The 14,680-nt window shown below is 38.7% G+C and carries 3 protein-coding genes and 1 pseudogene; 1 reads left to right on the forward strand and 3 read right to left on the reverse strand.

Annotated features, from left to right (window positions below):
- Positions 1-18: 18 nt before the first annotated feature.
- Positions 19-1,311: pseudogene (der, locus tag ENH88_RS05460) on the forward strand (ribosome biogenesis GTPase Der); the annotation flags it as partial.
- Positions 1,312-1,412: 101 nt separating this feature from the next.
- Here the strand turns inward: der and ENH88_RS05465 are convergent.
- The 3 genes from ENH88_RS05465 to ENH88_RS05475 are packed head-to-tail and all read right to left on the reverse strand — an operon-like array spanning position 1,413 to position 14,666.
- Positions 1,413-2,024 carry a hypothetical protein gene (locus tag ENH88_RS05465; RefSeq protein ID WP_304180481.1) on the reverse strand — a complete coding sequence of 204 codons (612 nt, stop codon included), beginning with the start codon at positions 2,022-2,024 and terminating at the stop codon, positions 1,413-1,415.
- A gap of 11 nt (positions 2,025-2,035) precedes the next feature.
- Positions 2,036-10,198, reverse strand: coding sequence for a thrombospondin type 3 repeat-containing protein (locus ENH88_RS05470; RefSeq protein ID WP_304180483.1), 8,163 nt, complete (start codon positions 10,196-10,198; stop codon positions 2,036-2,038).
- Positions 10,199-10,205: 7 nt separating this feature from the next.
- Entirely contained in the window at positions 10,206-14,666 is a 4,461-nt protein-coding gene (locus tag ENH88_RS05475) for a matrixin family metalloprotease (RefSeq protein WP_304180485.1), read from the reverse strand.
- Between the last annotated feature and the right edge of the window lie 14 nt (positions 14,667-14,680).

Consider the following 14,680-nt stretch of genomic DNA (forward strand, 5'->3'; position numbering starts at 1 on the left):
AGATGTGTATAAGAGACAGGTATTGATGGTTCTGAAGAAGGCATCGAAATCGAAATGGCTGATCAATCGCTACTGGCGATTGAAGAAGCTGACATCGTATTATTCTTAGTTGATGCCCGCGTAGGGATGACTGTAGCCGATCAAGCTATTGCCAATCATTTACGTAAACAAGAAAAGAAAAGCTTTGTTGTTGCCAATAAAACCGATGGTATTGATGCCGATTCAAACTGTGCTGAGTTCTATCAATTGTCATTAGGCGAAGTACACCATATTGCAGCCGCTCATGGTCGTGGTATTACCTTATTACTTGAGCACACTTTACAGCCTTTGCTAGCAGAGCTGAGTGCACAAAATGATGATGGTAAAGGCGATGACGACGAGTTAATCGATTTATATTCTGAAGATGATGAAGACTCAACTGCGCATGAAGCATTTGCGGATAAGCCAGTAAAGCTCGCAATTATCGGTCGTCCTAACGTAGGTAAGTCAACGCTGACTAATCGTATATTAGGTGAAGAACGCGTTATTGTTTACGATATGCCAGGCACAACTCGGGACTCGATTTACATCCCAATGACCCGTAACGAGAAAGAATACGTGCTGATCGACACCGCTGGTGTGCGTAAACGTAAGAAAGTCAGTGACGTAGTTGAAAAATTCTCAGTGATCAAAACCCTACAAGCAATCGAAGATTGTAACGTAGTGCTGTTGGTTGTTGATGCCCGTGATGGGATTTCAGATCAAGACTTAAGCTTACTTGGTTTTGCGCTGAATTCAGGCCGTTCACTGGTTATCGCGGTGAATAAATGGGATGGCCTTGATGACTACGTGAAAGACCGTATTAAATCAGAGCTTGACCGTCGCTTAGGCTTTATCGACTTTGCTCGCTTACACTTTATCTCTGCACTGCATGGTACAGGTGTTGGCCATTTGTTTGAGTCAATTGACGAAGCTTATGAATCAGCAACTAAACGTATTAGCACTGCTATGCTGCGCCGTATTATGGACATGGCACAAGCCGATCACCAGCCACCACTGGTGCGTGGCCGTCGTGTTAAGCTTAAATACGCGCACGCGGGGGGTTATAACCCACCACGTATCGTTATTCACGGTAACCAAGTTCACGATTTACCAGACAGCTATAAACGCTACCTGATGAACTACTACCGTAAAGCGCTAAAAATTATGGGCACCCCTATCAAAATCGAATTTAGAGAAGGTGATAACCCCTTTGCAGGACGTACTAATAAAGTGACTCTTTCGCAAAAACGTAAGATCCGCGCGTTTAGTAAAGAAAACCGTAATAAATGATAGAGCTGTAAGCTAGCCTCTAAATCACAGCCGAGCCTTAGCATAATTGCATAAGGCTCGACTAACAACGAAAACAAATATAATGACTATATTACAGTCTTCTATTTCAGCCTGCTCGTTTTATCAACATATAGATCACCTAATATTTCGCCCATTTCTTGTTTCATTGAACGCACTTTCTCCTTACGTAACCTTCTAGCACTCCCCACTCGATCACTGGCTATTGCAATAAGCAAATACAGTTGCTTACTCATTCCTTCTACTGATACTCTTCGGTTTTGCACATCAACCTTTTCGATGTAATGTGTTTTTATATCTTCAAAATGCGAATAAATAAGAGTTAAATCTTGTTGTTTAGGATATGCTTCATCTGCACACCAGCAAGTTAAGTTTATTGCTATTTCTTTATTGAAAATATCTGATATTCCAATTGCGTACATCTGCTTTTTAAGCAAAGGGTGAATAACCCTAATCATAGAGCCATCCAACGTATACTTTAAAAATTTTATAGTATCCAAAGTAAAGTTCTTATCAATTGTATTTGATTCTAATATCTTAGTGTTTTTGTCTATGACTTGTACTAAATAATTATTATAATCAGCATCTGAGCTTAGGTTGAGATGTATAGGTAATAGCAAATAATAACCTATCGAAACCAGAACCCCACTTATTAATATACTTAAAGCGTATGTTTTTCTATTTAAAGATGACATATAAATTCCATTTATGGGTTTATAGCTAAATTAACTGGATACATAAAAACGAGATTATCTGAACCATCTTTTAACAAAATTTCGAGGCCTATTTCCTCATTCTCCAACATAGAGTCAGCTAAGATCTCATAAGTTAGTTTCATAGAATTCTCGCTAATGAAAGCTGCACTTACAGTATTAACTTGAGTACCAGTAGGCACTTGAGAGAATTGGCTAAAAATGTTCCGGACCTGAGACATAAGCTGTTTATCTTCAGTCACTACAACTTCGAAAGTCGTACTTTGTCCGGTCAAAAGATTCACGATTACTGTAGGCGTGCTAGTATCAACTACAATTGGGACAAGCTTAGTTTTTGTTTCACCATTATATTCAACGCTAACTTCAATAATATGATTGCCTTCATCGAGGACGAGCTCATGAGAGAACGAACCATCACTTTGTACAGTTACATTATCACCATTAACTTCAACTAGTGCTGATAGATGATTAACATGCCCTTCAATAAACACTTTATTTGATCTAATCTTCTCGTCTTTTGTTGGAGAAGTAACAGTTAATTCAAGCCCTTGCTTTTGATCATCAACTATAGATACAACAAGCGGTACTATTTTTGTTGCTATTATTCTATTTTCTGAATCATTTAAAGTCAGTGATAGCTCTGTTGAGTGCTGTGATACAGGTATTGAAGAGCTAGCACTAAACTGATAATCAAAAACAACCCCCTCACTATTAAAATACACTCGTACAAACTTAAAGCTCAAGCCTTCTGGCAACTGTGATAGATTATAAGAGTATGTAGTAAGTTTTGACTTTTGCTCATCACTTAAACTCATGATTGTACTTTGTACTGAACTATCGTTGCCTTGTGTCACCTCAATTACTTCATCTTCAAGAGCCTCATTGATAATTACAGATATAGTTTGACTCACTCGTTCTGAATCATTAGTGGCCACAATATTAAGATTATGCTCCCCAGAACCCAACTCAATAGTATTCGAAAATTCACCTGACACATTAACTACTACCTCCTGATCATTAATGGTTACAACAGCACTTACATCGGAGACTACCCCAGTTACGGTTATATTATTATGATCAAAAGTGGTGTTATTTGCTGGTGATGTAATCTCCAAAGATAAAGGCTGGGGAAGGACCTCAAAAGAAACTTGCTTAGAAACTGAATGAAAGCCATTATCAGCGTTAATAATAACTTGATGAGTTCCTGCGCTGAACAACAAAGTTTTAGCAAACTTCCCTTCATCATTAACAACAACTGGTTGACCATTCACAGTGATGTTAGCCAACAGGTCATTCACCTCTCCAGAAAATAAAACACTTGGCTCAGATAAAGAAGCATTTTGCTCTGGGCTGATAAGTATAAACTCTAAGTCGCCTAGTAAAACATTTACGTGAAAAACTGTTGTTACCTGCTGATCTACATTTATTGCTTCAATGGTTATCAAGTTAATCCCTTCAACCAAATTTAGCTCATATGAGAAATTACCGTTCTCGCTTACAGTAGCTGGGTCCCCATTTACCTGAACCATTGCTGATGGATCACTTACGTTACCTGTAACAGTATACTTAAGCGAATTAATCCTTTGATTTTCAAAAAAATTATCTAACTTCACGGTTAAACGTTCAACGCCTACATAAATTACTATATCTAAAATGTCTGAGTGGAGTACAGCACCTGAGCCATCGAGTAGCTCAATTTTTACAGGAACGGTATATATACCTGGGTCCACAAAATCTTCAACATTGACTACGTATTCAAAAACAACCGTGTCGGCAGGTTGGCCTTCCAACCTTTTATAATTAATGTCTACATTAACTCCATGTACCGAAGAACTTATATCTCTCATATAACGAGTCAGTTTTGACACAACTTGGTTGGTAGTCTCTAATTTCCACTCCCTAGATACATTACTACCACTTGCAACTTCAATATGAGCATTTTTAGGAACAATACGATTAACAGTTATTATTTTTCTAGACTCTCCAAAGCTGTTTTTCGCAACAATCTCGATTTCATTTATACCTTCAAATAAAGCATGAATCAGAGAAAATGATCCAAGTTCAGAGTCAACGTTGAGCTCATAGCCATGAACTGTTACATAGGCATTTTTATCATCAACAAAGCCCTCTATACGTATTTCTTCATTCCTTGTATATTTATTACTAGGATCTGGAGAATTGATAGTAATATTCGGGCTTCCATATTCAACAGAAAAATTAACTAACTTTTCTGTTGTTCCCGTTTCATTAATAGCGCGAATAAGCAATTGATGCTGCCCCTGCGGATAAGCTGCAGTATAATTAAAATAACCATTACTGGATATTTCAACTAGTTGGTCATCAATCAATAATTCTCGTACAGGAATAGTTTGATCAAACCTCCCTTCAAAATGAATATCTTTTAATCCTTCAACATACAAATTATGAACTGAATTTTGGCTCGGTGTTAATACCTCAAATGACGGACGCGGTGAAGGGTTACGTATAACCTTTAAAACTTTTTCTGAAATTTGATCATTCAAAGTAGCATGCGCTTTAATAATAATTTCATTCTCGCCAATATGAAGTGGCACCTTAAGTACATGGTGAAGACCATCTCTAGCTGGCCAGCCATACTCTGAAAGAAACTGTTTAGTTGCTAACCTATCATTTATATATACTTGTGAGAGGTTATCATTTTTCACTTCGACTTTAACTTCAATCTCAGAATAAAAAGTTACACTATTAAAGATTGGTTCAATAATTTCTATAGAAGGTACAACATTGGGACCAGACACAACATCTACATACCGATAAATGTACATTTGGTTAGAAATTGGCAAACCATAGCTGTTTAAATTAACATTGTGAGATATAACTTGAGAGCCAGATGCAGCCCCCCCCTCATTTGTTTTAAGACCTAATGTGATTTCGCCAACATATATACCATCTGGGTTATGTTGTTCTGGCCCCACATGATACCAAGCGTCCATATTTATAGTAGGATAATCACTGGTTCTTTTCTCTCGACTCCACACATTCTCAGGAGTATTGTAAGTAACTAATTCATATTGAATATTTTCTCTAAACTCTTGCCCCGACTGCAGGGTGTAGGCCAAATGATCATACTCTAAGCTAAACTGTGTGGTTAAAGAATCACCATTAGCATTAAACACTTTTAATTCATAAGGTTTGTTAGCGCCCTCAAGCCCCCCCGCCAACATAAGGTACTCATTAATTCCATTATTTAACATATTTCGTTGCACACTTATATCCACACCATTAATTTTTGCACTTGAAGGTATAAAGTTTGCTGCCGAGGCTATTAGAGTCGTTTTATTAGAGTGGATTTTTTCATTTTCACTGTGGTTCCATATATAGATCTTTGGCTCCTTCCCGATCTCCACATATTCAGCTTTATAGTGTACGTTTTGATAATGAATTTGTTCCCCAGATTTATCATAAACCCGAATATATCCATATGTGTCAGCTGCATCACCCACAACCATATTAGATTGAAAAATTTCATAAGGAAATTCAACTAACACTGTTCTGCGTGACAACTCATCAACACCTAAATCTTTAATAACTTTACTCTCCCCCATTCGACCGTAAGCGCCATAACTAGAGGACACGTTATCGGGAACCGGTGCTTGAAATAAACCAAGACCACGATTTCTCAACCAGCCTAAATCAAAGGTAAACTTATCTACCTCACTATATTTTATCTCATCCATAGTAACCCAAACTTTAACGCTACTTGGCATAATAGCTTTGAGCTTTAAAATCTGTTTGTCAAAGTAAACTATCCCTATTAATTTTTGGCTGGTGTTATCCATAAATTCAATATCAACAACGATAAAGTTACGGCCTTCAATTAGAGGGTTGGAGTACCTTATTACAAGGTTTATGTCACGATCATCAGTAATTGATTGCCAATCACCGTTATTGACACGCGCTCTTTTGATTGCTCCATTAGTCGTCACATTAACTTCAGGTGTATATGTATATAAATGCTCACGGTCTACTAAGTTCGTAAAACGCGCAGTGTATTTTTTGCCAATTACATTCAATTGATATTCGCTTACCTTACCTTCCACTTCAGCAGCAATATTCAGCCAGTTAGCTCCAGCAGAGATGGGAACATTAATTGAAAAGCTCTTTCCATCTACTAACGCATCAATACCATTTACTTTCAGCCTCGCCCCCTCATTGGAAACAACACCTGAAAGTACGATCTCACTTCCTGATACATGTTGATTATGACTATGTGATGTAACAAGTATTTGACTATATCCTTCTGGATAGTAGTCTAATCGATATACTTCATTATTAATGATCCCTGCTCTACCGATCTCAAAAGTTAAGTAATTTCGTCCTGTAGAAAGGTTAACTGGGATATCAAAAAAACCGTTATCAAGACTAATACTTTGCCCTTGATACTTAAGACTTTGCGCTTCAATTACATAGCCTTGAAACCTAATATCGGCGTCAGTTTCAACTTCACCATCCAAATGTGAGGTAACAAACATAGCCCCCCCACCATTTTCTTTAAGTAGGATAATATTTACCCACACGTCATCAATATAGGGCAACGAGCCATATGCATTGGTTACTTTAATTGGAATAGCAAATTGATGAGTACCATATTGCAGATTAGTGTTAATTGACCTGAAATTCATTGTAATACTTGGTGTTAGGTTTTGCTCAGCACTAACAAAAGACGCATAAAACCCAATTTTATCAAGAGCAGGGTAATAAGTTTGGTAACGTTCTGCTTTGAGTACCTTATCTCTCCCCAAATAAGTTACATATTGAGGAGATACCGGTAATTTATCATTACTAAATATTACCGACTGAGGTAACTTTACTTGCTGAGAAGCCCCTGCTGGAAGGGTCACAGTAATAGGATAAGATGTAATATGTATAACTTTTTCGACTTTAACGCCAGAGTCGCCATAAACAGTGACCGTAACTACGTTATCTCCCTCAGTTAACGGTATTGGGTATACGATAAACATACCGTCCTTTAATATACCCTCAACGCCATTGGCAACAACACGGGTAGCGCCTTGGTATCTCCCTGCTATCGTAATAGATTTAGCGCTTAGCGACTGTCCATTTTGGTGAGAAATCACTTCAAAAGTTGGCGGTAATACATGCTGTATAACAAACTCTAAGTATATTGGAGAACCGTTCTGGTCTCGCCCTTTAACAACAACTAAGTTTTCACCTTCTTCAAGTGCAAAGTTTTCTAAGCTAAAACGCCCATCAGTAACATCTACCGCAGTCCCATTAACTAGTAATACACCACTTGTTGTATCAATAAAGCCACTCAAATCAATACTTGAGGTTGTAACTACTTTAATTCCATCAAAGTTATCTATAGATACACCAAACTGATTCAAACTTGGTTTTTCTATTGTAAGTGGTGATATAACTTCCAGTTGATAACCTTGCATCACGCTAAGAATAAAGTTTTCTCCTGATAACTCACCATCTACAAAAGCAGCTGTTTGACGCAGTCCTGAGTGAACATTAATTCCTGTTATCGATTTAACTTTATCTTGACCATATTCTTCTAACAATTTAAATGCAGTATCACCACTTGTAACACAAGGTAATGCGGTAAAATTAACGCCAATAGCCAAATCTAATGACTTGCAAGCCACAACAACTGATTCAGGGAGTATAGATTGGTTTAACGCATCGACAATTACAGCTTTATACTCATCAAGGTCGAAATTAGCACCCATCCAGGCTTGTCCGTCAAAAGTATACTCCTTTGAAATATTACCCGCTAAGTCAATTGTGGCTAGCCGAGATACAAACTCCGCACCGCCCAATACCTCTACTAAATCTGAAGCCTTCTTTAAACTTAGCCCTTCAATTGGGTAGTAAATATAGTTTTTACCCTTCATCAGTCTAAGGTTTGGAATTAAAATACTGCTTCCTTGAGACACTTCCTGCAAATTACTAAATCCATCGTTATCGAAGTCAGCCTCACCATCACTTATAATATTTGACCACGAATATGCATTTTTAGGATCTGTATACAGCTCATTTAACTCAACCTCATTAGGAATACCATCTCCGTCCATATCTTCATCACAAAGGTCTCCTATATTATCGCCATCTATATTACTTTGATTTTCATTATGAACCGCTGGGCAATTATCATTAACATTTAAGATGCCATCCCCATCAATATCTTGTGGTGATATATCACACGCATCTCCCATTCCATCACCATCACTGTCAGCTTGCTCTAAATTACTGATAAATTGACAGTTATCATTTTTAACAAAGGCACTACCCGCAACGAGTAAATTCAAAAGGTTAGTGTGATCTGACGAACTGTAAGCTGCAAACGCAGAACCATCATCTGATGATATAAATATTGTTTTCCCTTTTTGTGGAATGTGACTCGGTAAACGAATATTAATAGACTGACTATCCGTAGTGAGTTTTAATTGACTATTAGGCTGGTTAACAATAACACAATCACAGCTTTCACCGTCTAAAATAGAGATCAGCTGCCCCAACTTTCCTTCGTCTTCAGGTGATAATTCACTTGCATTAAACCTGTGCAAGCTCATATCAAATTCACCTAAATAAATTTGCTGATTATCATCAAGTGTTTGTTTAGCGAAATGGATTTTTGCATTCGAATTTTTGGCAAACGACAAGTTGATGTTTTCAACCGAATCAAGTCGATATAGAGTCAAAGCATCATTTGATGACTCCCCGACTTGCTTGTAATCTAAAACGGTATCGTTATCATCATCCTCATCACATACATCCCCTTGTCCATCCTCATCGTTATCTTTTTGAAGTGGATTACCTAATAACGGGCAATTATCAATGACATCACCAATTAAGTCAGCGTCACTATCTTGTTGATCTGAGTTTGCAACCAATGGAGCATTGTCTTCATAATCATCTACACCATCATTATCATCATCGTCATCACATGCATCCCCAAAGTCATCGCCATCTGTGTTTATTTGGTTAGTGTTTGGAAGTGCAGGACAGTTGTCATTTTTATCTGCAACACCATCATTGTCTAGATCTACATGAGGTGGATGTACATCCTTATCTTTCGGATCATACCCACCTTTAACTTCATCCCCATCTAAGAATCCATCGCCATCAGTATCTTTTAATAAAGCATCAGTTTGAAAAACTGATAACTCTTGGTAGTCCGTCAAGCCATCATTATCAGTATCAACTCTTAAGGCTGAGGTACCAGCAATCTTAACTTCCTGATAATCATTAACCCCATCACCATCGGTATCAGCCAAATTAGACTGAGTCCCCAACTGAAATTCCTCTAAATTAGTAAGTCCATCACTATCCAAATCCAAAGACGCATCATCACCATGAACATTTAAGCCATTTTCAAGCTCGTACCAATCTGGAATACCATCAGCATCGGTGTCATTAGCACTGTTTAAAGAAATAGTATGAGGGAGTATTTGTAAGCGACCTAATTGCGAATTTTCTGCCATCGCAAATCCCTCGTTCACTAAACCAGTTACTGCATGACCCTGAATCTCGACGTTAGAGCGCAACATTAAAATATGTTTTTCTCCATCTGCGACATTTGATAAACTTACTGCTGCCATGTTTTCAGGAAGCGAATCCCCCACCACATGAGAAAGCGGATAAACGGCCCCTGGAAAACTAAAATACATTAATTTTCCAGCAGGGCTTTGCTCGCTTTGGTTTTCAATATAAGCGGCTAAGGTGTCGTTTAGTACAATGTCTTCTCTGCTCATCGTTTTAACATGGAAAAGCGCACCTGATTTGGGCAAGCTATGGCTTTGTCCATTGTTATCTAACTGCTCTATACGAATATAGTAATGAGTATCAGGTGTTAAGCCATAAACACGCGTTCTAAATAAGCCCTGTGCCAACATTTGCTGCTTAATATTCCTGTTTTCAGCATATGTAAATTGAGATGAACTGACACGTGTATCAACTAAGTCGCTACCTTTTGGATCTAAGTAAACTTTAACGCTACCAGTGGAGTCTGAAGGGGCAGCCCAAGCCACCACAAACGAGCGCGTATTTACATCTGATATTTTAACACTCGTATTATAAAGTTCGGTTGCCAAAGCAAACGAACACATCAACCAAAATATAAGTGTGGTTATTAAAAGTTTAATTTTCATCGTTTCCCTACTCCTGACACTGAATTGACGTTGGATATGTAAACGAACAACTCACTTCAGTGGCGATATTCCCCGCCGAATCCGCAATGCCCAATTTGATAGTATTAACTCCCTCACTTAGCGCGGAAGACTTAGGCTCGTAAATTAGTTGAAAGTACTCAGGTGAGCTGGCAATGACGTCATCGTTTAGGTGTGAAATTTGATGATGATCAAGCCAAAGCCTTGCATAATTTGGCGCTTGATTTAGTTTTAAGCTGTCTTGAATATTCAGTCCATTAATCACTGAACCATCTGGCATAGCGATATTTAACTTGTCTAAGTCAATTCCACTTACAGCTTTAATACCTGGGTATACACTAGTACTACCATTTGCCCCTACAAAGCTATCATCTATAACAAATGATAAACTAATAGGCTGAGGATAAATCCAAGCAACACCTGTTAAATCTTTAATATAAGACTCTTTAGCGACGTTCCACCACAAAACACTAGGCTTACTATCAGGTTCCGGGGATACTCTTGTTGACCCTACTAATACACCATGCGAAAAATTAGGAATAACCGCTTTTATAACAATTGGCTTTCTTGTGCTGAAGTGTCCAACATTGTTAACATTTACTGCACCTTCTCTTTCCCTATAAGCACGTGATTGAAACACCCCGCTACAATAGGGTATTTCGCTAGTATATATAACCTCTTCACAGCTTAAGCGAGTATCAACTGCTTCAATCTCGACTCCCATATCTTGTTCACCTAATACACTAAAGTGAATTTCATCTCCTTTAGACCGGATCCGTCTAATTTCTGAAAAATCACTGCGATTGATATCGTAAAAAATGAATGCACTTTCATAATGCTTCCACCCATAATCTTCAACATTTCCTGAATAACTTCTTCTTATAGAAACATTATTTAATTTTACACTATCGCTCCCAACGACCTGAGAAGGATCAACCTTAAGGGTTCTCATAAAACCATGTGGCTTAAAAACTAAAGGCTCTGCCAATGGCTGACCTATCAAAGCACTGCCCGTTGCACGCTCAACAGCTAATACAGGCCCCATATCTACATCAAGTTTAAAGCCAATATTTTGACTACCTAGTTGCAGGTTTAATGAGTAAGCCTCTGCTAATCCAACGGTATCTTTATTACCAAATTCATCGATAGTTGGGACTACCAAGCCAACACTAATTGACCCAAGCCAAATTCCACGTTCATTTGTTTGATGACCAGTTAATTGGGCACCGTCAATATACCCAGGGGTAATTTCGATACCAGAATCAGGGGTTGGTGATAAAACTGATACTTGTGCATTTGCAACAGGATTACCAAAGCTATCTTTAGCTTGTAGCCCTAAACTATTTATGCTTTTAGTCAATAATGTTTCCTGTAAATCGGTTGCTCTACTTGATGTAACAGTGGCTACTCGGCCAGCCTTCACATCAACAGTAAACACAACAGGAGCAGACTGACCTGGAACAGACATCATGACGACCTGCGGTGACTTCACCAGAGTTTCATCTAGGTCACTTACGTCTTTATTCAAGTAAAGCTTTTCGCCCAACTTATGAAAAACCTCTACTTTACCGCTGGCATCGGATTCAAGTTTTATACGTGTTTGTGACGTTTCTCCACTTTTTTCACCAAGCTTTCCACCACCAGAAATGACTAACCATTCAACAGGCACACCTTTAACTCCACTCCCTTCATCATCTAAAAAAGTAGCACGCCATGGCTCTGGTAACTCAGCACCCACTGGGCATTTACTGCCACAGTTTTGCTCTGTTTTATCAATTTTTATTTGTGCTATTGGCTCATCAATTACTTTTACATCTAATCTAATGGGATCAATATCGGGAAAGCTAGGTACCTTCACCACAATTTGAAAGTCTCTAGTTAAATCAGGTACAGCAACACTTACCCCAATTAACCCATAATTGTCTGATTTAAGTGTTTTCAGGTAAGTATCACCCGCGGCCACCTGCGGGGAATTTTGAATACGGCTACTCATTGGTTTGGTGCTCGAAGTTGATAGAGCATTCGCCAGAATATTAATGTCTTTACTACTGGGTATATTTTCAACCATTCTTTGAGAAAGAACCACATCAGCATTGGTCACTGGCTGTCCGCGCTTGTCAGTAACAAGTAATAATATTGCTTGCTTAAGCTCAGTGCCCTTTACCGCAACTTGCGACTCTCCCATTAATACTGATGTTCTAGCAGCTCCCTGAGGAGCATCTATAGATATAGACAATTTATAAGCACCTACCGACACAGCCGAAACGGCAATGGTATAAATTCCTGTTTCTTTAATTTGGTAATTTTGCAGGTTAATTTCGCCTTCACTCGAAGACGCACTGCGTTTAATAAGCAAACCGCCATTGGGGTTAAGTAATTGAAGACTTAGCCCTAGCTGGCTATTTAAAGGGCTCACATTAATATTCACCTTAGAGCCTGCGAGTGCAACGAATGTATAAATATCCTGTTCGCCAAGCGCACTAATATTGCCTTTAACTTCCATGCCAGATAGTAATTGATGTATACCATCTTCTTTTTCTTCTTGCTCTCGCGCTTGTACAATAAGTGGCACACTATTACTTGTTAGTTCATTTGCACTTACCGTGAGCAAATATTCACCTGCCTTTATATCACTTGGTATTTGGACTAAAAGGGAGTCATGGGAAGCACTCTGCACTACTAAACGTTGCCCGCCTATCAATACAATATTTTGATCTGGGTCAGCAATAAACCCCTGCCCCGATATTAAAACATAATCTCTCGGTAACGCTGTACCTGGAGAAATATAGTTTATAACTGGAGCCGAAACATCAACTTTTGAAAGCTTAAATATGCCATTGTCCGCCAACATGCGAATTTCCACGGCAAAGCCATGCTGTACAGCAAACTTATCACCAATAACTTGGTCGCCTTGGTAACGGGTTTCTAAATGCTGTTTTTTTGCAGGGTCATAGTAACGTATGCTCTCAATGATCTCGCTAGAACCAATAGCCTGAATAAACTGGTAAGAGTCCAAATTTGCAGGTGGGCAGGTAACCCCGACAAGATTTAAACCTTTTTTTAGTTCGAACTCATGGCAATAGGTAGCCCCTGGAAAAATCAATTCACCATCGGTGTCACTGCTGATTAAATAACCTTCACCTTCTTGAATATCGAACTTAATGCCTTGTGGCTGACCGTCTAACATAAAAGCAAATTCAAAACCGCCCGTATCGCGGTTAAACCTCTCAATTCGGTTCACTTCAATAAACGCGGATAACTGCTGCAATAAATCGTGCGATGTTAAACCAAAAGGCACATTTTGCGGATACCCAAAATAATTAAGGCCTTTTTTAAGATCAAACTTAAATTCACTGGTTACTTTTTCATTAATATAAAAATCTATATCAGCTATATCCCCCCCTGCCGTGACATCAAATAACTTAGGTTCCTCTGCTTCGGTTTCATAAGATGACTCATCTAAATCAAAATATTCTCGGTCAAAAAACGTGTTGTCCGGCGGATTAACAACAGACACCAGCCGTTCAGCTTCTAACCCTGGATGTGTAGCGTCTAGCGGTTCAATTTTTAAAAAATACTTACCAACGGGAAGAAATAAACGGTACTCGCCACCAGCTAAACTATAAGTACCCACTTCTTTTTCTAGGGTTTCACTGTTCACTGCATAAACATGTGTACCGCGTACCGTTGTGCCGGTTACACCATTTAACACTTTACCTCTAATAGTACCGTAACGCTGTTCAACCTGAGGCGCCTCCATATAGCTTGCCAAAGTAGAACTATCATCCTTTTTTATAATTGCGCCTCGCGCTAAATCATGATCTGCAAAAGGATACATCACACTGTGCTCAATAGAACTGTGTTGCAAACCAAGGCAGTGGCCAATTTCGTGTAATGCCGTGTTATGGAGCGACTGCTGAGAAAAAGATTTTGCACCGTCAAAAAATATATCCGCATTAAAAATGCTTCCTGCCGGGTATAAGCCAACTGGGATATCACCCTCTCCATCACCATTTAAGTCATAATTACTTTCGGTGATCGTTATTTCTGCTTCAAATACAGAGGTATTACATACCGCTAACACCGTCTCTGGAAAGTTAATCTCATTGTTTACAAACGATATTACATTTACTCCATCAATACTGGCAGCGAGTTGACTACCGACTCCCCCCCCTGATTGCTGAGTAATACCTTGATATGCAAACGTAACATTACTATCTGTAAGGGTTTGCCAGGCTAAAAATGCGCGTTGTAGCTCTTGCTCAACCACGCTGAACTCTAATGGTGAATAACCGCGCTCATTCAAATGCCATTTGTAAGGTAAATTGTTTTGATGCCATAGTTTTGGCACAAGCTGATTTGATTCGTTTAATATGTAAGATGGGCTTCCAGCAGACACAGAAACAGTGACCAACATAAGAAGTCGGCAAATCCAATTTGCAGTTTTCATGAACTACATCCTTT

Origin of the sequence: Pseudoalteromonas prydzensis, assembly GCF_011050055.1 — a bacterium.
GTDB lineage: Bacteria > Pseudomonadota > Gammaproteobacteria > Enterobacterales > Alteromonadaceae > Pseudoalteromonas > Pseudoalteromonas prydzensis_A.